Genomic DNA, 18,359 nt, shown 5'->3' on the forward strand with positions numbered 1-18,359 from the left:
GGCCATGCAGCGCATCTTCTCCGGCGTGCAGCCCACGGGCGCGCTTCACCTGGGCAACTACCTGGGCGCCATCCGCAACTTCGTCCGCTTGCAGGACGACTTCGAGGCGATCTACTGCGTCGTCGACCTGCACGCGGTCACGGTGTGGCAGGAGCCGGCGCAGCTCGCCCCCAACACGCGCGAGGTGACGGCCGCCTACCTCGCCGCCGGGATCGACCCCAGGCAGTCGATCATCTTCAACCAGTCGCGCGTGCCCGCGCACGCCGAGCTGGCGTGGCTGTTCAACTGCGTCGCCCGCATCGGCTGGCTGAACCGCATGACGCAGTTCAAGGAAAAGGCCGGCAAGCACAAGGAAAAGGCCTCGGCGGGGCTGTACGTCTACCCCGCGCTCATGGCCGCCGACATCCTGGGCTACAAGGCCACACACGTGCCCGTGGGCGAGGACCAGAAGCAGCACCTGGAATTCGCCCGCAACACGGCCGAGAAGTTCAACTACGACTACGATCGCGAGGTCTTCCCCGTGCCCGAGCCGCTGATCCTGGGCGCGGCGGCGCGCGTGATGTCCCTGCGCGACGGGACGAAGAAGATGTCCAAGTCGGAAGGCAGCGACAACGCGCGCATCAACCTCGCCGACGACGCCGATACCATCGCCAACAAGATCCGCCGCGCCACCACCGATCCCGAGGCCCTGCCCGGCCCGGCCGTGCTGGACGCCGACGGCAACCTGCCCACCGAAACGCGCTGGGAGCGCCCGGCGTGCTACAACCTGCTAGGCATCTACGCCGCGCTGGCCGACGAAAGCTGGCACGCCGTGCTCACGCGCTTCGAGGGCCAGGGCTTCGCCGACTTCAAGACACACCTCACCGAGCTGGCCGTCGAGAAGCTCGGCCCCATGGGCGCGGAAATGGCCCGCCTGCGCAACGACCCCACCGAGATCGACCGCATCCTCGCCGACGGCGCCGACCGCGCCAACGCCATCATCGAGCCCGTCAAGCAAGAGGCGATGGAGGCAATGGGGTTTCTAAACTGAAGCCAGTTTAATCGCACCTGTCAGGCGGATGGACGCCCGTGTAACGCGCTGTTTGCGTCAATCTTGGGGAAGGGTGCCTTATCAGCTCGCCAAATTCATCGCTTCCATGTCTCTACGCACCGATGTCCAGCACCGTGCCATTAGATTCTAAGCCCCTTTTTACACAAATCCACACCCACCACCGGCCTGTATTTCAAGGCAGGTCCCAATTGCTCTCCGAAAGCCATTCAACAAAACTATTAACTTCTTCCCAGTAATTAACATATTGTTTCCAGTTTTCCGTCCGCTCAACGGCGTACGCGAACTCCTCCCAAGCAGCTTCATCTTTCTTATTAAGATTTAATACTACCTCAATATCGCCATACCGCCAGAACCATATCCCATTTTGCTTATGAACATCACGCAACCTATCAAGCGCGCTAGAACAATCCCCCCTTAATGCCAAATATTTAACAGCCTCTCGCTGAGTTAAACCTTGTTCCCCACTTCTCGGATTTCGCGGCCTCCCAGCCTCATTTAATTGTACTGGGTAGGTGTCCATGCTAATATCAACAAACCCCTGCAAACATCTTTGCAAATTTTCATCGTTTTCAGCAATGATCCCACGTTTTACTGATGCATCGAATATGTGGTCAAGATCGGTTATCCCACGCGCCGCTATACCCATGTCGCTCAGTAGATCTTTTGCAAGTCCCATAGACCCTTTTCCGCTATGCACGATTGAAATGCCACAATCTTCTAGCGTAAATCCAGTAATCTTTTCGTACAAAGCAGGCAATACCACCAGTTCTGTTTTTCCTTCAACTAACAAAACCTTATCCGAAAACAGCCATTTGCTGGAATTTTTTAGTTCCATAAGAACTTTTTGCAAAGTCATATTCGGGTCACTAGCCTGCTCTTCAAGACTTTTAGCTAGGTTGTTTGCAATAAACGTTCTCCCCGGCTCGCTCTTTCGAACGACTGCAGTATACGGTATATGGGTTCGTGAGATCATCATTGGCGAATGCGTTGCAAAAATTACCTGATATGACGATCTCGAAAGACGGTATAAGGCGACTCTAACTTTTTCTACTGCCTGAGGATGCAGATATAACTCTGGCTCCTCGACAAGCAAAACTTGCCGCCTGCTATCTGACGCAATTTGCGATCTGATCTCTGAAAAATATCTTATTAGAGCAATTTGGATGGACCTCTGTGACCCGTGGCCGAGGTCCGCCATGTCTGATTGCACGCCAAAATGGGGCTCGCGAACTTTAACTGTTCCTGATTGAAATAACTTTCTTGCGTCTGGAACAGGAACGTGCAACTGGACATTCACCCCAGGAAAAAACTCAGATAAAATACGATCAACATTTTTATCAAAGTCTTTGAGTATTTCTGGTCTGCTATCTCCATCCTGATTTATTAGTCTGTCAATTTCTTGCAGTTTATTTCCAACGACTTGTCCATATTGTTCGTGCAGCGGATCGATAAATAGCCCTAACAACCGTCCAATTGTGGTTCCTGCCTTGGCCTTTGTACTGTCCTCAGTTGCATCTTCCATAGCTCCTATATCGATTGGCTCCGGAAACAACGCCTCTATTGCTTGACGTATGCCGCTTGGGTTTTTGTTCCATTCACCAGAGGAACCTTGATGTGGCTTGTAGATTTCTAAATTTATATCGCTTTTCTTCTGGCCGGGTGTGTTCTGACGCTGCCGTATCCATATTTGTTCGTTGCTCACGAACTCCTGTATTTTTGCTTGATGGCGAGATTGTAAAGAGTTTAAAATATCGTCAGAAACCCCTTCAATTAATGCAGTTACACAAATAGGATTTTGTTCATCATAGAAGTCAGACGACTGTAACGAGTATGGACTTAAAATCCATTTTATTGCAAAAAGTATATTTGATTTTCCAGCGTTGTTGTAACCTACTAGAGGCGTGAAAGAATTAACCCATAATGACACGTTTTCGCAGGAACGAAAATTGTGGATCTCAACATATTTTAATGAATGCATGGCTCCCCCTGTCGATACCGAAAGTTGCACTATGATCCGATGGTGCAACTGTGTAAGCGCTCGGTGCAGGCTAGTCAACTATTCTAGACGTTGTCGCACGGCGGCGGACATGCCGTGATCGCGGAGCTGACTCTCCCGAGGCGCGAGAAAGAGGAGTTATTGTGGGCTTACGGCCGATGCGGCCCGCTTGGCCCAGCCGCTTGCGTCGGCACTCTGATAATTGATGCCGCCGACGGCGTTTGTCGTGTCGACAGGCGCGTTACGCGAGATGGGGCGCGCCCCGCGGTAGCGGGCATGGTTGCGATGTCCGATTAACTGTGGGCGGTATTGGGGTTCCGGCTCTCGGCCGTCCACAGGCTCTAGCTCTCGTCTGCGGCGGCGACGGCGAGGCGGTCGTAGAGGGGTGTAGTCTCGTCGGCGAAGGGCGGGGCGTGGATGTAGCCGAAGATGCGGAACTTGGCGTCCATCCCGGCGGCCGTGTCAGCGGGGGTGGCGATCATGGCGCGGGCGATGGCGGTCTGGCGCGCCTCGCGCGCGGCGCAGCGAGAGGCCAGCGGCCCGTCCTCGGGATCGCAGCCCCAGCGCCGCCCGCTGACGCGCACGATGCGCGCGATCTCGCCCTCCAGCATCAGCCACTCGTCCGCCAGCCGGCGCAGGTAGATGTCGTTCGGCCGTGACTCCACCGGCACTGCAACCGCCAGCGCGCCGAATCCGATCCCGAAAAACCGCCGCCGTGTCGTGTGGGGCATGGCTCCCTCTCCGTTGACCTCTTTCTTCATATCCTGCCCGTTTTGGGCAGGAATATGGCCATTCTGGGTAAACAATGCGTACTGGTCAACCCACACTGGGCGGCAAATTGACCAGATTGGGCAGCCCTCGCTACCGTGCGGGCATGGCGGGTGTGAACGTGGTTCTCGGCGCACAGTTGAAGGCGGCGCGGGCCTTGGCCGGCTGGTCGCAGGGCGATCTGGCCGAGCGGTCGGGCGTCGGCCGAAGCACGATCCGCAATTTCGAGGCGGGTCAGAGCACGCCGCAGCTCGCCAATCTGCAAACGCTTCAGCGCACACTGGAAGCTGCCGGCGTCGAATTCACCAATGGCGACGCACCCGGCGTGCGCTACCTTGGGCCGCCCCGTGACACCACAGCCTAAACAAATCCGTGGGGCGCGCGGTCTGCTGGGCTGGCATCAACAAGATCTGGCGCGGCAAGCGGGCGTGCAGTTGCGCACCGTGCAGAACGTGGAAACAGGCGCGCACAAACCGTCCAAAAGCACGCTGGCGAAGCTGAAAGCGGCTCTCGAAGCGGCGGGTATCGAATTCACCAACGGCGACGCGCCGGGCGTGCGCTACGTCGGCCCACCGGCTGACACCTGATGCCGGCGAGCCACGACAAACCCGCGCCGATCCGGTATTCCCTTCACGGAAATAGCGCGTGGCGGTGAGCCATCTCGGGCGTCACGGCACCCCGGCTGACCTAGCCGCTCAGAACCTCGTACAGATGGGATTAAACTACCCTAGTTTACCCCAGGCGGCGCGGATGAAGCTGACGGCGACGAAGTAGGCGGACAGGGGGATGAAGGCCCACAGCAGGGCGGGATGGCTGTCCCACAGGCCGCCGCCGGGCGTTTGCAGGATCGTCGCGGCCAGGGTCACGGCGGACCACGCGGCCGTCAGCGTCAGCGTCAGCGGGCGCAGCGCCTTCACCCGGAAGGGGTGGATGAAGGTGATGGGCACGAAGGTCAGCACCGCGCACACCACCACGGTCGCGATCGTGAGCCATCCCGGCGGCTGCAGCAGGAAGAAGCACAGCACGATCAGGTTCCACGCGGCGGGAAAACCGGCGAAGAAGTTGTCCTTCGTCTTGGCGTCGCGGTTGGCGAAGCAGTACAGCGAGGTCGTCATGATGACCGCGGCGCCGATCAGGTTCAGCCCGTCCGGCAGGAATTCGAACTGATACAGGAAGAGCGCCGGGATCACGGCGTAGGTCATGTAGTCGATCACGTGATCGAGCACCACGCCGTCCACGCGCGGCAGCGCGTCGGTGATCTCGAAGTAGCGGGCCAGGGGCCCGTCCAGCCCGTCGATCACCATGCTGACGCCCAGCCAGATCAACGCGGCCGTCGGCCGCCCCTCGGCCGCGGCGGCCAGCGCGAGAAATCCGGTGACCGCGCCCAGCGCGGTGAAGATGTGGATGGCCCAGGCGCGAAGCTGTTCGCGACGGGGCGCCGATGCTGCCTGCTCGCTCATGCGCCGGATGTAACAACAATGCCACCCGGATGACAGCACCGATCGACGCTCGCAGGCTCAACAGCGCGCACCGACCATCGCATGCCCGGCTGGCACCGGGCCTCGGCCCTACGAGCCGCGCCCGCGCAGGTGCCGACTCGCCAGCGTCAGGTACATCAGCACCAGATAGATACCGGGCACCAGCACGAGCACCATGAACTCGGGAAACCACGGGGCCGGGCAGGAGGTGGCGAACATGCGCCAAGCGATGTAGGCGTCCACCAGCAGAATCAGAACCAGCCCGATCGCCCACGCGACCGGTAGAGTCCAGTGCCGTTCCGTCGCCATGCGGGCCGCGCCTCCGCCCCGGCTGTCATCAACCGGCGCCAGCGTAGCCGCGCCCACCGTCCCGCACGATCACGCATGCGGATGGAAGACGCCGCGACAGCTTGCCCCCGTCAATGACACCCGAAGACCGCCTCCTCACCCATCGCCGCGCAGCGCCCGGGGTCGGCCGCCGCGCTCACGCAACGACGATCGCGGTGACGAGGGCGACGACGTTGACGGCGAGGGTGGCGCCCATGCCGGGCGCGCGGGCCTGGGGCGCGATGAGGTAGCCGATCCAGAAGGCCAGCCGTGCGGCGAGGAAGGTGATGGCGAGCGCGGGCACGAGGTCGCGCAGCGCCGGCCCGGTGTTGAGCGCGATCACGACCGTGGCGGGAACGAAGATGGCGCTCTGCTCCAGGGTGTTCGTGAGCACGCGCCCCGTCACCTGCACCGCGCGGGGCTCGCGCCCGGCCGTGGGATCGAAGGTGCGCGTGTGCATGCGCGCGGCCATCGTCGCCAGCACGAAGAGGAAGACGAGCGAGGCGGGCACCAGCAGCGCCCAGGCCACGGCGCCCATGATTTCGGGCGCGCCGGAGAGCCAGAACAGCACGGCCAGCGCCAGCAGCGCGGTGCCCATGCCGATGGTGCCGCCGGCCAGCGAGCGCTGGCGGTCGGCGGTGAGCCAGGACGAAACGCCGAGGGTCATCGCTTACTGCAGCCCGTGTTGGCCCATGTTGAGGAACTTCTCGCGGCGCATGCGCCGCAGCGCCTCGCCCTCGTGCTGGCGCAGCGCGTGGAACTCGCGCTCCATGCGGGCACCGACGGCGTCGATCGTCTTGCGCTGGTCGCGGTGCGCGCCGCCCAGCGGCTCGTCGATCGCCTCGTCGATGACCTCCAGCTTGGCGAGGTCCTGGGCCGTCAGCTTGAGCTGTTCGGCGGCGTCCTTGGCGTGTTCGCCGGTGCGCCAGAGGATGGAGGCGCACCCCTCGGGCGAGATCACGGAATAGATCGCGTGCTCCAGCATGAAGACGGCGTTGGCGGCGGCCAGCGCGATGGCGCCGCCGGAGCCGCCCTCGCCCACGACCGTGGTGACGACCGGCACGCGCAGGTCGAGCGTGGTTTCGATGGAGCTGGCGATGGCCTCGGCCTGGCCGCGCTCCTCGGCGCCGATGCCGGGATAGGCGCCCGGCGTGTCGACCAGGGTGAAGACGGGCACGTCGAAGCGCTCGGCCATGCGCATCAGGCGCTGCGCCTTGCGGTAGCCCTCGGGGTTGGCCATGCCGAAGTTGTGGCGCACGCGCGTGGTGGTGTCGTGGCCCTTCTCGTGGCCGATCCACACGCTGGTGTAGCCGCGAAAGCGCCCGATGCCGCCGATGACCGCCGGGTCGTCGCCGTAGCGCCGGTCGCCGGCGAGCGGCGTGAAGTCGTCCACCAGGCGGTGGATGTAGTCGCTCACGTGCGGGCGGTCGGGGTGGCGGGCCACCTGCGTCTTCTGCCAGGGCGTCAGCCGCGCGTAGGTCTGGCGCAGCATGCGCTCGGCCTTGGCCTGGAGCTTCGCCACCTCCTCGGCGATGTTCATCTCGCCGGTGTCGGAGAGATGGCGCAGTTCCTCGATCTTGCCTTCCAGATCGGCGATCGGTTTTTCGAAGTCGAGGAAATGCATCACACGCCCACCCGCTGCCGATTCACATGCGCGCGGACGCTAGCGATCCGGAAATGGGGAAACAAGTGCGCGCCGGGGAAGCGCGCGAGGCGGCGGATCAGTGGCCGTGCCCCACCTTCGCGCCGTCCTTCAGCACGAAGCGGCGGCTGCAATAGGGGCAGTCCACCAAGCCGTCCTCCGTGTTCATGTTCAGGAAGACGCGCGGATGGCCCAGCGACGGGTCGGTGCCGCCGTCGCACGCGATGACTTCCCGATCGACGTAGACGACCTCGGTTGGCTCCGCCATGGCTCCCGCGCCCCTTTGACCCGCATGGCCCCGGATGCTACCGGAACCCGCCCGAATTTCGCGCCGCCACCTTGAAGCGCGCGCCAGAACGGCCAGCTAGAACGGCATGCCACGCGACGACATCAGCCCCAGCCAAAGCGCGCCGTTCGCGGCGCATGACCTGCCCCAACACGCCGTCCGGGTCAAGGGCCTGGAGAAGACGTACGGCGGCCGCGGCCGCACGCCGGCCAAGCATGCGCTGAAGGCCGTGGACCTGGCTATCCCGCGCGGCTCGCTGTTCGGGCTGCTCGGCCCCAACGGCGCCGGCAAGTCCACGATGATCAACATCTTCGCCGGGCTGGTGCACAAGACCGGCGGCACGGTCGAGCTGTGGGACACCGACATCGACCGCTCGCCGCGCCAGGCGCGCGCGTCCATCGGCGTGGTGCCGCAGGAGCTGAACATCGACCCCTTCTTCACCCCGCGTGCGCTGTTGGAGATGCAGGCGGGGCTGTACGGGGTGCCCCCGCGCGAGCGCCGCACGGACGAGCTGCTCGCGACGATGAGCCTTACCGACAAGGCGGACGCCTACGCCCGCTCGCTGTCGGGCGGCATGCGGCGGCGGCTGATGGTTGCCAAGGCCATGGTGCACGACCCGCCGATCCTGGTGCTGGACGAGCCCACGGCGGGCGTGGACGTAGAGCTGCGCCGCCAGCTCTGGGAGCACGTCCAAGCGCTCAACGCGCGCGGCACCACGATCCTGCTGACGACGCACTACCTCCACGAGGCGGAGGCGCTGTGCGACGAGATCGCCATCATCAACCACGGCGACATCGTGGCCTGCGACACCACGCCCAACATGCTGCGGCGGCTGGACAGCAAGACCATCATCCTGAACGTGCAGGAAGCACTGACGGCGGTGCCGGCCACGCTGACACCCTACGATGCGGAGCTGCTGGACGCGCACCGCATCGCCATCCAGTACCACCGCAGCACCAGCCCGGTCGCCGGCATCCTGGAAGCCGTGGGCGCCGCCGGGCTCAGCATCGCCGACGTCTCCACGCGCGAGGCCGCGTTGGAAGACATCTTTCTACAGATTACTGCCGAGCCCGACGCCGCCACCGCGGCGGCGTGAGCATGTCCGTGCGGGTCGCGGCCGCCCTCGCGCTCGCCCTTGCCTTGCTGACCGGCGCGGCCTGTGCGCCGCGCGTGGCGGTCCCCGACAACGCTGTGCGCGGCGAACCCGTGATCACCGAAAACACGCTGCGCATGCCGGACGGGGCGCGGCTGCCGCTGTACCGCTGGCTGCCGCGTGACGGCGAACCGCGGGCCGTGATCCTGGGCGTGCACGGCTTCGGCGACACCGGCATGGCCTTCGACATCCCGGCGTCCTGGTTCGCCGCCAACGGCTTCGCCGTGTACGCGTACGATCAGCGCGGCTTCGGCGCCAACCCGAACGCCGGCATCTGGCCGGGGACGGACACGCTCGTCGGCGACCTCGACACGGCCGTGCGGCTGATCGACGACCGCCATCCCGAGACGCCGGTGTACGTGCTGGGCGCGTCCATGGGCGGCGCCGTGGTGCTGACGGCGGCAGCGCAGAACGAGCTGCCCGCGGTCGACGGCGCGATCCTGGCGGCCCCGGCCGTGTGGGCGCGCAGCACGATGCCCTTCTACCAACGCTGGGCGCTGTGGCTGGGCGCGCGCTTGGTGCCCTGGCTGAAGGTCTCGGGAACGGATCTGGGCATCCGCGCCAGCGACAACGACGCGGCGCTGTACGCGCTCGGCCGCGACCCGCACGTGATCGTGGAAACGCGCGTGGACGCGCTGCACGGCCTGACCAACCTGATGGACGCAGCGCTTGCCGCCGGGGACGACGCGCCCACGCCGCTGTTGAGCGTCTACGGCGTCAACGACGCCATCGTGCCGGCGCAGCCCATGCTGAAGCTCTGGCACAAGCTGCCCGAGCATGGCGCCACGCCGGCGCTCTACCGGGACGGCTGGCACATGCTCCTGCGCGACGTGCACGCCCACCGCGTCTGGCACGACATCGAGGCCTGGATCGCCGCCGGCGGCGCCAACCCCCTGCCGTCCGACGCCGACGACGCGGCCCGGCGGGCCATCGAGGCCGGCCGTATCCCGGCCGCCGAAGAATGACGGACCCAAAAACGGATCAGCCCCACCCGCCTCGAGCGCGGATGGGGCCACCCCGTCGTGCCGGGGGATCGGCGTGGCGGTTTTACTCCGCCGCGTCGGCGTGAGGCGTCAGGTGGTGGGCCGCGTGCTCGAAGCCGGCGAGGACGGTTTCGAGCTGCTCGCGCGTGTGCTCGGCGCACACCGAGCAGCGCAGCAGGCAGGTGTCGCGCGGCGTCGCCGGCGGCAGCGCCAGGTTCACGTAGACGCCGTTTTCCAGCAGCGTCTGCCACACGCGCAAGCCGGTCTGCATCTCGGGCATCATCACGCCGATCACCGGCGTCTTGTCCGGCCCGACGTCGAAGCCCAGGCGCACCAGGCCGTCGTAGACGATGTCGGTGTTCGCCCACAACTTCTCCCGCTGGGCGGGATCCCGTTCAATGCGCCCCAGGGTCGTGCTGGCGGCGGCCACCACCGCCGGCGGCAGCGAGGCGGTGAAGAGGTAGGACCGCGCGGAGACGCGGATGGCTTCCAGCTCCGGATGGTTGGAGACGCAGAAGCCGCCGATGGTGCCGACGCTCTTGGAGAAGGTGCCGATGATGAAGTCGACCTCCTTCTCCAGGCCCAGCTCGTGCGTCAGCCCCTCCCCGTTGGGGCCGAAGACGCCCAGCGAATGCGCCTCGTCGACGACGATGTAGGCGTTGTGCGCCTTCGCGACCTCGACCAGTTCGGCAAGCGGCGCGCGGTCGCCGCGCATGGAATAGATACCCTCGACGACGACCAGCTTGTTGCTGCCCTCGCCCAGCCGGCGCAGGCGCCGGTCCAGGTCGCGCGGGTCGTTGTGCTTGAAGCGCATGACCGTGGCGTCGCCGAGCTTGCAGCCGTCGTAGATGCTGGCGTGGCTGTCGGCGTCGATCAGGATGGTGTCGTCGCGCCCGGCCACCGCCGAGAGGAAGCCCACGTTCGCCTGATAGCCCGTGGTGAAGAGGATGGCGTGGCTGTAGCCATAGAAGGCGGCCAGCTGACGCTCCAGGTCCTGGTGGCTGGCGTAGCTGCCGTTGGCCACGCGCGAGCCCGTGGTGCCCGTGCCCGCCTCCTGGACCGCGCGGCTCGCGGCCTCGAGCGCGTCGGAATCGAAGGTCAGGCCCAGATAGTTGTTCGAGCCCAGAAGGACGCAGCGCCGGCCACCCACCTGGGCCTCGGTGGGCGAAAAGATGCGCTCCACACGCACCGAAAGCGGATCCGTGCCCGCGGCGGCCACGAGGTCGGCGTACTGGCGCTCCAGCGGGCGGAACTTGTCGAAAAGGTCGGTCATGGCGCGCTCACTCCCCGGCAGCGATGCGTTGAACGAGGCGGGCGAGTTCGCCCACGGTGCGCACATCGCCGAGCGCGTTCAACGGGATCGAGATATCGTACGTCTCTTCCAGCTCGAACATCAAATCCATGACGGCCACGGAATCGATGTTCAGCTCGGTCGTCATATCGGTCTCTTCGCCGATCTGCGCCTCGGTGGTGTTCACTTTGGCGAGTTCCGCGCACACGACCTCGACGACCTCGTGGTATGCCGGCCCCGCTCCGGCATTGGCCGTCTGTGACATGCCGACTGCCCTCCCTTCACTCCGTCCCGGTGCGTCCGCGCGCGTCCCATGCGCGGCGAACCGCCACGGCCCGCGCTAACTCCCCCGGGCGGGCGTGGCCCTCTGAGTCGCGCATCATGCCGCAGCATTGTCCAGATGTCGCCACCCACACGGGCTGCGCGTGCCGGTGCACAGCCCACGCGGGGCGGCGTTAGAGCCACCCCTTGGCCCGGTACCACGCCAGCGTTTCGCGCAGCCCCTCGCCCAGGGGCACACGCGGCCGCCAGCCCGTGCGGCCGCGGAAACGGTCGTCATGGCAGACCCAGTCATCGTGGCGCAGCTCGCGCAGCTTATCCGGCGAGAGGAAAGCCACCCGGCCGAGCAGCCGCGCGCCGCCGTGAACCACGTAGGTCAGCGCCTTCAGCGCCGCCGCGGGCGGGCGAATGTACCACGGATGGACCGTGAGCTCCCGCGCCGCCGCATCGATGATGGTGCGCCACGCATAGCCGCCGCGCCGGCCGTCGCCCAGCTCGTAGACCGCGCCCACGGGCTCGGGCCCGGTCAGCCACGCTTCCATCGCCCCGACCAGGTCGTCGACGTGGATCAGCGAGACGCGCGCGCGATCGCCCGCCGGCAGCAGGCCGATGCCGTGCTTCACCAAGCGCGCAAACACCAGCACCTGCTGGTCGCCGGGCCCGTAGACGGCCGGCGGGCGCAGCGCGTCCCACGCCAGGCCGTCGATGGCGGCCAGCGCGTCCTCGCCCGCCCGCTTGCTCGCCGCGTAGGCGGACAGCTCCGGCTGGCGCGCCGCCAGGCTGGAGACGAAGAGAAACCGCTGCACGCCCGCGTGCGCGGCGGCTTCGCCCAGCCGGCGCGTCCCCTCGGCGTTGACGCGGTGGAAGGTGGCATCGTCGGCGGCGGCGACAACCCCGCCGCAGTGGATCACGGCGTCGGCACCGGCCACGAAGCACGCGAGCGCATCGTCGTCGTGGAGGCCGCCGTCGACGACGTCGGCGTCCGCCGGCACCGGCACGGCCGAGCGGTGGCGCAGCACGGTCAGCGCGTGGCCGGCTTCGTGCAGCCGCTCCAGCAGGCGTGCGCCGACGAAGCCGGACGCACCCGTCACAGCGACCCGCATGAGGGAGCTTACTCCGTGGCCGTGCGCGGCCGGTCCGCCGCCGACGCGGCCACGTGCGGCGCCGCCATGTCCGCCATCACGTCAGCGATCCGCCCCTCCAGATAGCCCTGCCGGGCCTTCGCGCGCGACAGCTTGCCGGAGGTCGTGAACGGCAGGCTGCGCGGCGGCACCATCACCACGCGGCAATCGATGCCGGTGTTGCGGAACACCTCGGCGTGCACGCGCGTGCGCATGCGCTCCACGGCCGCCTGCTCCTGGGTGCGGCACTGGACCAGCAGCACGGCGACCTCGCGGCCGCCGTCGTCGGTGACGGCGAAGGCGGCGGAATCGCGGCTGCGCAGCTCATCCAGCGCGGCCTCGGCGTGCCACTCCAGGTCCTGCGGCCAGATGTTGCGGCCGTTGACGATGATGAGGTCCTTGCGGCGGCCGGTGATCACCAGCTTGCCGTCGACCATGTAGCCCATGTCGCCGGTGTCGAGCCAGCCGTCCTCCATCGCCCGGGACGTGGCCTCGGGGTTGTGGTCGTAGCCGTCCATGAGGCTCGGGCCCTTGATGAGGACGCGGCCGATGTGCCGCTCCGCCAGGTCCGCGCCCTCGTCGTCACGGATGGCGACCTCGAAGCCCTGCATGGGCACGCCGCACATCGCGAACAGCCGGCCGCCGTGGTCGTCGGTGTGGCCCTGTGCGCTCTGCGCCGTCGCGCCGGCGTGGCCGTTCGCCCCGTGACCGTTCGCGCCCTGGCCGTTCACGCCAGCCTTGGCGGCATGGCCGTTGCCGTTGATCTTGGTCGCATGCGCGTCGACGGTGCCCTGCGCCTCGCCCTCGTGCGCCTTGCCGTTGGTGCGCACGGGCCAGGCAACGTTCTTGGCGACCAGCGCCTCCTTGTCCACGAGGTCGACGCTGACGCCCGTGTTCAGCGGCGCGAAGCTGACCGCCAGCGTGGCCTCGGCCAGGCCGTAGCTCGGCACGAAGGCCTCCGGGCGGAAGCCGTGGCGGGCGAAGGTGCGGGCGAACTCGTCCAGTGGCTCGGGGCGCACCATCTCGCCGCCGATGCCCGCGACGCGCCAGCACGACAGGTCCAGGTCCAGGTCCGCCTTCTTGGCGGCGCGGCGCACGCACAACTCGTAGCCGAAGGTGGGGCTGAAGGCGAGCGTGCAGCGGTTGTCCGAAATCAGCTGCAGCCACTGCAACGGCCGGCGGGCGAAGCCGTCCGTGTGCATGTAGTCCACGGAAATCTGGCAGGTCAGCGGGATCAGCAGGAAGCCGATCAGCCCCATGTCGTGGTAGAACGGGAGCCAGGAGGCGGCGCGCTCCACCTCGCTCATCTGCAGGCCGTCGCGCGCGACCGAGGCCGCGTTGCTCATCAACGCGCGCTGGCCGATGCGGATGCCGAGCGGGTAGCGCGTGCTGCCCGAGGAATACTGAACGTGGCTGATCTCGTCCCCGGCCAACGGGCTCAGCGGGCCGTCCGCGGGCGCCTGCTCGCCCAGGTCGGACACCGTCATCACCCGCGCCAGCCCGAGCGGCGCGGCGGCGTTGTGGACGGGCTCCAGCAGGCCCTCGCGCGTCAGCGCCACCTTGGCGCGGCAGTTCTGGAGGACGCGCTGAAGCTGCGCCTCGTAGCCCTCGCGCCCGCCCAGCGCCGTGGGCACGGGCAGCGGGACCGCGACGAGCCCGGCGTACTGGCAGGCGAAGAAGCCCCGGACGAAGTCGGGGTGCATGTCGGCCACCACGCCCACGCGATCCCCGCGTTCCAGGCCCAGGGCCATCAGCCGACGCCCGAGCGCGATCGCATCCTCGCGCAGCCGGGCGTAGGTCAGGGTCTCCTCGAGCTGGCCGCGCGAACTGTAGAAGTTCAGCCCCGACCGCCCCGTCGCCGCGTAGTCCAGCGCGGCGGTCAGGCTGTCGAAGTCCGCACGCCGGAACGGCACGTCCGGATCGGTGTTGGGCGTCGGGCCGCGGCCGCGCCGCGCCGAATCGCCGGGTGCGTCCACCTGCGCCTCCCGCTGTGCCCGCATGATTGAATCGCGAATGTTCGGTTCGTGCTCCGCCCTGTCGTGGTGCATACGGGCCTGGCCCTGTCGTTTTATGCCCACAGACCGTGCCGCCGATGCAGCCTGGCCCGTTTCCGGCGCATCTGCACACGAAGCGGCGTTGCGCCCACCACCGGGCCGACCGCGTCGGGCGCGGAAGCATACGCCCAAGACACCGGCCTGCCGACCCCCCTGGTGGCACGATGCCCTTCGCGTAACAGAGTTTCGCAAAACCTTAAAGGGCCGATCTCCCTCGATATGCGTACACACGATGGCCGACCGCCGCGGTGGACGACCGTGCGGCGGACGGGTGAGAATATCGGAAGCGGGGCGGGGTGCGTCCAATCGCGAGTGCGTGAACGCCCGTGCAGTTGGACCCGTCGCCCACCTGCCGAAGCGGCGGAAACCTCCGGTTCAGCCGATCAACAGGCTGTACAGGAAGCCGCCGAAAACCAGGGTGACGATGCCGCCCAGCGCGATGAAGACGAGATAGACCAGGAGGTACAGAAGGCTGGAGATGCCCTGTTCGGCCCAGTCCAGCATTTTCAGGCGGTCCATCATGGCTTACCACCTCTCCCCGTTGCGCGGCCCACACCCTGCCTGCTTCCGGCTCTCAGTGCTATGACAGTGCAATGACACATCGCCTCCTTCGCGCCGCTCTCGTGCTGCTGATCCTCGCCGCGCTCGTGGTGGCGGCGGGCTGGACCGTCGCGACCGTGCCGGTCGTGCGCGATCACCTGGCCGAGGGGTTCAACGCAGCCGGCGAAGCCTACATCCGCTTCGTCTTCCGGCTGTATCAGCTCGTCTCCGGCCGCGGCGACGGCCCCGAGGGTTAACCGCCACCCCGCAGCGCCCGCTGGACCTCGGCGTTGCGCCGGCGCTCCTGGCGCGCCATCAGAATGCCCGTGATCATCACCGCGATGGTCACGAGGGCGACGATGATCGTCGCCAGCGCGTTGATCATGGGGCTCACGCCCATGCGCACCTTGGAGAACACCACGATCGGCAGGGTCGAGGCGCCCGGCCCCGAGACGAACGAGGCGATCACCAGATCGTCCAGCGACAGCGTGAACGACAGCAGCCACCCCGCGATCAGCGCCGGCGCGATGATGGGCAGCGTCACCGTGACAAAGACCTTGCCCGGCGGCGCGCCCAGGTCCTGCGCCGCCTCCTCCACCGAGCGGTCCATGCTCGACAGACGCGACTGCACCACCACCGCCACATAGGCCAGGCAGAAGGTGGCGTGGGCAATCACAATCGTGTTCACGCCGCGGCTTGCCGGAATGCCGATGGCTTGCGCCGCGCTGACGAAGAGCAGCAACATGGACAGCCCGATGACAATGTCCGGCATCACCAGCGGCCCCGTGATGAGGGCGGTGAACAGCGTGCGCCCCTTGAAGCGGCCGTAGCGCGCCAGCGCCATCCCCGCCAGCGTGCCCAGCACCACCGCGATGCAGGCGGTGATCACCGCCACCTGAAGGCTGGTGTAGGCCGCCGACAGGATCTGGTCGTCCTGGAGCAGGCGCGCATACCACTTGGTGGAGAAGCCGGTCCACACCGTCACCAGGTCGGAGGCGTTGAAGGAGTACACGATGAGGAAGACGATCGGCCCGTAGAGGAAGGCGAAGCCGAACGCCAGCCAGGTGATCAGCAGGGGCGAGCGCTTGCGCATCAGGTTACCGCGTCCCCTGTCACGACACCGCTTCCGAGACGCGCAGCTGCTGGCGCTGGAAAAGCACGATCGGCACCACCAGCACCACGATGAGCACGATCGCCACCGCCGAGGCCACCGGCCAGTCGCGGTTGGAGAAGAACTCGTCCCAGAGCACGTGGCCGATCATCAGCGTCTCCGGCCCGCCCAGCAGCGCCGGGATGACGAACTCGCCCACCGCCGGGATGAAGACCAGCAGCGAGCCCGCCAGGATGCCGGGCAGGGAGAGCGGCAGCGTCACGGTGACAAAGGCCTTCCACGGACGCGCGCCCAGGTCCGTCGCAGCCTCCAGAAGCTCGCGGTTGAGCTTCTCCAGCGTGGCGTAGAGCGGCAGGATCATGAACGGCAGGTAGCTGTAGACGATGCCGATGTAGACGGCCGTGTTCGAGTGCAGGATGCTCAGCGGCTGGTCGATGATGCCCGTCGCCAGCAGCGCCGCGTTGAGCAGCCCCTTGTTCTTCAGGATGCCGATCCAGGCGTAGACGCGCAGCAGAAACGACGTCCAGAACGGCAGCACCACCATCAGCAGCAGCAGGGTGCGCGCCGTCGGGCGGGCGCGCGCGATGCCGTAGGCCATGGGGTAGCCGATGATCAGGCACCCGGCCGTGGACAGCAGCGCGATCTTCACCGAGCTAAGGTAGGCGATCCAGTACAGCGGATCCTGGAACAGCCACGCGTAATTGGTCAGGTACGCTTGGATCTCGGGCAGCAGCCCCTCGCCCCAGACGAAGAAGTCGGTGTAGGGCGGCTGGGCGATCACCATCTTCGAGAAGCTGATCTTCAGCACCACGACGAAGGGCACCAGGAAGAACAGCAGCAGCCACAGATAGGGCGCGGCGATCGCCAGGGTGCGCCCGGACGGCAGCCGGCGGCGCAGCGGCGCCAGGCGCTGCGCGATCCGAGCCGGAGCGTCGGTTCGTCCGGGCGTCAGCGCCGTCATGCCGTCGGCCCCCTCACGCCGTCAGCACCAGCGCGGCTTGCGGCGACCAGGACAGGAGGACGGGATCGTCCCAGTCGATCTCGCGCTCAAGCGAGCGCAGGACGTTGGGGTGGGTGACCTCGATCAGCCGCTCGCCGCCCACGTCCACGCGGTAGACCGAGGAATCGCCCAGGTAGCCCACGTCGCGCACCTGCCCGCGCAGGGTGTTGCGCCCCGGCGCCGTGGGGCCGCCGGTGTCGTCGCGCTCGGCCGCGATCTTCTCGGGGCGCACGGCGACCCAGGCCTCCTGTCCGGCCGTCAGCGGCGTGCCGTGGTGGGCCACCGCCAGCTCGCACGCCAGTTCCGGGCTTTCCAGGATGGCGGTGTCGCCCTCCACGCGCAGCACCCGCGCGCGCACCATGTTGATCGAGCCGATGAAGTCGGCGGTGAAGCGGTTGGCGGGGAACTCGTAGATGCTGGTGGGCGTGCCCACCTGCATGACGCGGCCCTGGTCCATCACGGCCATGCGCGTGGACAGCGTCATGGCCTCTTCCTGGTCGTGGGTGACGACGACGAAGGTGACGCCGACCTCGTCCTGAATGTTCATCAGCTCGAACTGCGTTTGCTCGCGCAGCTTCTTGTCCAGCGCGGCGAGCGGCTCGTCGAGCAGCAGCAGCTTGGGGCGCTTGACCAGCGCGCGGGCGAGCGCGACGCGCTGCCGCTGCCCGCCGGAGAGCTGGTGGGGCTTGCGCTTGGCCCAGGCGCCCAGCTGGACCAGTTCCAGCATGCTGTCCACGCGCTTGCGGATCTCCGCGCGCGGCACGCCGTCCTGCTTCAGGCCGTAGGCCACGTTCTGCGCCACCGTCATGTGCGGGAAGAGCGCGTAGCTCTGGAACATCATGTTCACGGGCCGCGCGTGCGGCGGCAGCGCCGTCATGTCCTGGCCGTCGAGCAGGATGCGCCCCTCGCTGGGCTGCTCGAAGCCCGCCAGCATGCGCAGCAGCGTGGTCTTGCCGCAGCCCGACGCGCCCAGCAGCGCGAACAGCTCGCTGCGGTAGATGTTCAGGTCCACGCCGTCCACGGCCGCGAAGGTGCCGAACCGCTTGGTCACGCCCTCTATGCGCACATAGGGCTCGGCGTTCGGGTCCTCCCAGGGTTCGAGGACCGCGCCGTGGCGCGCGGGGGCGGGACGCGGTCGGGGCGTTTCGCCGCGCGGGCGCGGGGGCGCCTCGGGCATGAACGACATCTCCTTCGCCGCGAACGGACAAACCCGCCGGGGCGATACGCCCCGGCGGGTGTCCGGTTCAAGTCCCGTCGCGTCGCGGGGCGGCGCATTGGC

At 66.8% G+C, this 18,359-nt stretch carries 21 protein-coding genes; 6 read left to right on the forward strand and 15 right to left on the reverse strand.

Features of this window, described 5'->3' with window-relative positions; translation table 11 throughout:
* Window positions 1-4 precede the first annotated feature (4 nt).
* Window positions 5-1,030: a tryptophan--tRNA ligase gene (gene trpS, locus BLQ43_RS09545; protein ID WP_090020181.1), complete on the forward strand. Its 1,026-nt coding sequence runs from the start codon at window positions 5-7 to the stop codon at window positions 1,028-1,030.
* Window positions 1,031-1,223: 193 nt separating this feature from the next.
* On the opposite strand, the gene BLQ43_RS09550 is transcribed toward trpS, so the two are convergent.
* Window positions 1,224-3,029 (reverse strand): ATP-dependent nuclease, encoded by a 1,806-nt coding sequence (locus tag BLQ43_RS09550; RefSeq protein ID WP_090020268.1) that lies wholly within the window; start codon window positions 3,027-3,029, stop codon window positions 1,224-1,226.
* A gap of 359 nt (window positions 3,030-3,388) precedes the next feature.
* On the reverse strand, window positions 3,389-3,778 hold the full coding sequence (locus BLQ43_RS09555) for a hypothetical protein (protein WP_143006236.1): 390 nt from the start codon (window positions 3,776-3,778) through the stop codon (window positions 3,389-3,391).
* A gap of 143 nt (window positions 3,779-3,921) precedes the next feature.
* Here BLQ43_RS09555 and BLQ43_RS09560 point away from each other — a divergent pair, with 143 nt between their 5' ends.
* Window positions 3,922-4,179, forward strand: coding sequence for a helix-turn-helix domain-containing protein (locus tag BLQ43_RS09560; protein WP_090020185.1), 258 nt, complete (start codon window positions 3,922-3,924; stop codon window positions 4,177-4,179).
* Complete coding sequence (locus tag BLQ43_RS09565; RefSeq protein WP_342670367.1) at window positions 4,163-4,402, forward strand: helix-turn-helix domain-containing protein; 240 nt, start codon at window positions 4,163-4,165, stop codon at window positions 4,400-4,402. Before BLQ43_RS09560 ends, BLQ43_RS09565 begins: the two co-directional genes overlap by 17 nt.
* Window positions 4,403-4,537: 135 nt before the next feature.
* Here the strand turns inward: BLQ43_RS09565 and BLQ43_RS09570 are convergent, their stop codons facing one another.
* From BLQ43_RS09570 to BLQ43_RS09590, 5 genes are all read right to left on the reverse strand, one after another.
* Window positions 4,538-5,275: a CDP-alcohol phosphatidyltransferase family protein gene (locus BLQ43_RS09570; RefSeq protein WP_090020187.1), complete on the reverse strand. Its 738-nt coding sequence runs from the start codon at window positions 5,273-5,275 to the stop codon at window positions 4,538-4,540.
* A gap of 108 nt (window positions 5,276-5,383) precedes the next feature.
* Window positions 5,384-5,602, reverse strand: a complete 219-nt coding sequence (locus BLQ43_RS09575; protein WP_143006237.1) for a hypothetical protein — start codon at window positions 5,600-5,602, stop codon at window positions 5,384-5,386.
* A gap of 175 nt (window positions 5,603-5,777) precedes the next feature.
* Window positions 5,778-6,287: an MAPEG family protein gene (locus BLQ43_RS09580; RefSeq protein ID WP_090020191.1), complete on the reverse strand. Its 510-nt coding sequence runs from the start codon at window positions 6,285-6,287 to the stop codon at window positions 5,778-5,780.
* Between the two features lie 3 nt (window positions 6,288-6,290).
* A complete protein-coding gene (locus tag BLQ43_RS09585; protein ID WP_090020193.1) occupies window positions 6,291-7,244 on the reverse strand; it encodes an acetyl-CoA carboxylase carboxyltransferase subunit alpha in 954 nt (317 codons plus the stop codon).
* A gap of 97 nt (window positions 7,245-7,341) precedes the next feature.
* A complete protein-coding gene (locus tag BLQ43_RS09590; protein WP_090020195.1) occupies window positions 7,342-7,530 on the reverse strand; it encodes a zinc-finger domain-containing protein in 189 nt (62 codons plus the stop codon).
* A gap of 106 nt (window positions 7,531-7,636) precedes the next feature.
* Between BLQ43_RS09590 and BLQ43_RS09595 the strand changes: the two genes are divergently transcribed.
* Together BLQ43_RS09595 and BLQ43_RS09600 are read left to right on the forward strand one after the other, a co-directional pair.
* Complete coding sequence (locus BLQ43_RS09595; RefSeq protein ID WP_090020197.1) at window positions 7,637-8,644, forward strand: ABC transporter ATP-binding protein; 1,008 nt, start codon at window positions 7,637-7,639, stop codon at window positions 8,642-8,644.
* A 2-nt stretch (window positions 8,645-8,646) separates the two neighbouring features.
* Complete coding sequence (locus BLQ43_RS09600; protein ID WP_090020198.1) at window positions 8,647-9,666, forward strand: alpha/beta fold hydrolase; 1,020 nt, start codon at window positions 8,647-8,649, stop codon at window positions 9,664-9,666.
* 82 nt (window positions 9,667-9,748) lie between these two features.
* Here the strand turns inward: BLQ43_RS09600 and spt are convergent, their stop codons facing one another.
* The 5 genes from spt to BLQ43_RS14635 all read right to left on the reverse strand — a co-directional run bounded on the left by spt (window position 9,749) and on the right by BLQ43_RS14635 (window position 14,948).
* Window positions 9,749-10,957 carry a serine palmitoyltransferase gene (spt, locus tag BLQ43_RS09605; RefSeq protein ID WP_090020200.1) on the reverse strand — a complete coding sequence of 403 codons (1,209 nt, stop codon included), beginning with the start codon at window positions 10,955-10,957 and terminating at the stop codon, window positions 9,749-9,751.
* Between the two features lie 7 nt (window positions 10,958-10,964).
* Window positions 10,965-11,240: an acyl carrier protein gene (locus BLQ43_RS09610; protein ID WP_090020201.1), complete on the reverse strand. Its 276-nt coding sequence runs from the start codon at window positions 11,238-11,240 to the stop codon at window positions 10,965-10,967.
* Between the two features lie 190 nt (window positions 11,241-11,430).
* Window positions 11,431-12,357, reverse strand: a complete 927-nt coding sequence (locus tag BLQ43_RS09615; RefSeq protein WP_090020203.1) for an NAD-dependent epimerase/dehydratase family protein — start codon at window positions 12,355-12,357, stop codon at window positions 11,431-11,433.
* Between the two features lie 8 nt (window positions 12,358-12,365).
* A complete protein-coding gene (locus BLQ43_RS09620; protein ID WP_176758616.1) occupies window positions 12,366-14,375 on the reverse strand; it encodes an AMP-binding protein in 2,010 nt (669 codons plus the stop codon).
* A 429-nt stretch (window positions 14,376-14,804) separates the two neighbouring features.
* A complete protein-coding gene (locus BLQ43_RS14635; RefSeq protein ID WP_176758617.1) occupies window positions 14,805-14,948 on the reverse strand; it encodes a hypothetical protein in 144 nt (47 codons plus the stop codon).
* Window positions 14,949-15,022: 74 nt separating this feature from the next.
* Here BLQ43_RS14635 and BLQ43_RS14405 point away from each other — a divergent pair, with 74 nt between their 5' ends.
* Window positions 15,023-15,226: a hypothetical protein gene (locus BLQ43_RS14405; protein ID WP_143006238.1), complete on the forward strand. Its 204-nt coding sequence runs from the start codon at window positions 15,023-15,025 to the stop codon at window positions 15,224-15,226.
* Here the strand turns inward: BLQ43_RS14405 and BLQ43_RS09625 are convergent.
* From BLQ43_RS09625 to BLQ43_RS09635, 3 genes are read right to left on the reverse strand one after another with little or no spacing between them, the layout of a single operon-like run.
* Window positions 15,223-16,062 (reverse strand): ABC transporter permease subunit, encoded by an 840-nt coding sequence (locus BLQ43_RS09625; RefSeq protein ID WP_090020207.1) that lies wholly within the window; start codon window positions 16,060-16,062, stop codon window positions 15,223-15,225. The two genes, BLQ43_RS14405 and BLQ43_RS09625, sit on opposite strands and share 4 nt — an antisense overlap.
* A gap of 19 nt (window positions 16,063-16,081) precedes the next feature.
* Window positions 16,082-17,041 carry an ABC transporter permease subunit gene (locus tag BLQ43_RS09630; protein WP_090020209.1) on the reverse strand — a complete coding sequence of 320 codons (960 nt, stop codon included), beginning with the start codon at window positions 17,039-17,041 and terminating at the stop codon, window positions 16,082-16,084.
* A gap of 13 nt (window positions 17,042-17,054) precedes the next feature.
* Window positions 17,055-18,257, reverse strand: coding sequence for an ABC transporter ATP-binding protein (locus BLQ43_RS09635; RefSeq protein WP_090020272.1), 1,203 nt, complete (start codon window positions 18,255-18,257; stop codon window positions 17,055-17,057).
* Between the last annotated feature and the right edge of the window lie 102 nt (window positions 18,258-18,359).

This window comes from Limimonas halophila (assembly GCF_900100655.1).
In the GTDB taxonomy this organism is placed as follows: domain Bacteria; phylum Pseudomonadota; class Alphaproteobacteria; order Kiloniellales; family Rhodovibrionaceae; genus Limimonas; species Limimonas halophila.

What these genes read in the sequence shown, in the direction of transcription:
- trpS (WP_090020181.1), top strand. Translation starts at nt 5, where the DNA reads ATGCAGCGCATCTTCTCCGGCGTGCAGCCCACGGGCGCGCTTCACCTG.
- BLQ43_RS09550 (WP_090020268.1), bottom strand. Translation starts at nt 3,029, where the DNA reads ATGCATTCATTAAAATATGTTGAGATCCACAATTTTCGTTCCTGCGAA.
- BLQ43_RS09555 (WP_143006236.1), bottom strand. Translation starts at nt 3,778, where the DNA reads ATGCCCCACACGACACGGCGGCGGTTTTTCGGGATCGGATTCGGCGCG.
- BLQ43_RS09560 (WP_090020185.1), top strand. Translation starts at nt 3,922, where the DNA reads ATGGCGGGTGTGAACGTGGTTCTCGGCGCACAGTTGAAGGCGGCGCGG.
- BLQ43_RS09570 (WP_090020187.1), bottom strand. Translation starts at nt 5,275, where the DNA reads ATGAGCGAGCAGGCAGCATCGGCGCCCCGTCGCGAACAGCTTCGCGCC.
- BLQ43_RS09575 (WP_143006237.1), bottom strand. Translation starts at nt 5,602, where the DNA reads ATGGCGACGGAACGGCACTGGACTCTACCGGTCGCGTGGGCGATCGGG.
- BLQ43_RS09580 (WP_090020191.1), bottom strand. Translation starts at nt 6,287, where the DNA reads ATGACCCTCGGCGTTTCGTCCTGGCTCACCGCCGACCGCCAGCGCTCG.
- BLQ43_RS09585 (WP_090020193.1), bottom strand. Translation starts at nt 7,244, where the DNA reads ATGCATTTCCTCGACTTCGAAAAACCGATCGCCGATCTGGAAGGCAAG.
- BLQ43_RS09590 (WP_090020195.1), bottom strand. Translation starts at nt 7,530, where the DNA reads ATGGCGGAGCCAACCGAGGTCGTCTACGTCGATCGGGAAGTCATCGCG.
- BLQ43_RS09595 (WP_090020197.1), top strand. Translation starts at nt 7,637, where the DNA reads ATGCCACGCGACGACATCAGCCCCAGCCAAAGCGCGCCGTTCGCGGCG.
- BLQ43_RS09600 (WP_090020198.1), top strand. Translation starts at nt 8,647, where the DNA reads ATGTCCGTGCGGGTCGCGGCCGCCCTCGCGCTCGCCCTTGCCTTGCTG.
- spt (WP_090020200.1), bottom strand. Translation starts at nt 10,957, where the DNA reads ATGACCGACCTTTTCGACAAGTTCCGCCCGCTGGAGCGCCAGTACGCC.
- BLQ43_RS09610 (WP_090020201.1), bottom strand. Translation starts at nt 11,240, where the DNA reads ATGTCACAGACGGCCAATGCCGGAGCGGGGCCGGCATACCACGAGGTC.
- BLQ43_RS09615 (WP_090020203.1), bottom strand. Translation starts at nt 12,357, where the DNA reads ATGCGGGTCGCTGTGACGGGTGCGTCCGGCTTCGTCGGCGCACGCCTG.
- BLQ43_RS09620 (WP_176758616.1), bottom strand. Translation starts at nt 14,375, where the DNA reads ATGCGGGCACAGCGGGAGGCGCAGGTGGACGCACCCGGCGATTCGGCG.
- BLQ43_RS14635 (WP_176758617.1), bottom strand. Translation starts at nt 14,948, where the DNA reads ATGGACCGCCTGAAAATGCTGGACTGGGCCGAACAGGGCATCTCCAGC.
- BLQ43_RS14405 (WP_143006238.1), top strand. Translation starts at nt 15,023, where the DNA reads ATGACACATCGCCTCCTTCGCGCCGCTCTCGTGCTGCTGATCCTCGCC.
- BLQ43_RS09625 (WP_090020207.1), bottom strand. Translation starts at nt 16,062, where the DNA reads ATGCGCAAGCGCTCGCCCCTGCTGATCACCTGGCTGGCGTTCGGCTTC.
- BLQ43_RS09630 (WP_090020209.1), bottom strand. Translation starts at nt 17,041, where the DNA reads ATGACGGCGCTGACGCCCGGACGAACCGACGCTCCGGCTCGGATCGCG.
- BLQ43_RS09635 (WP_090020272.1), bottom strand. Translation starts at nt 18,257, where the DNA reads ATGCCCGAGGCGCCCCCGCGCCCGCGCGGCGAAACGCCCCGACCGCGT.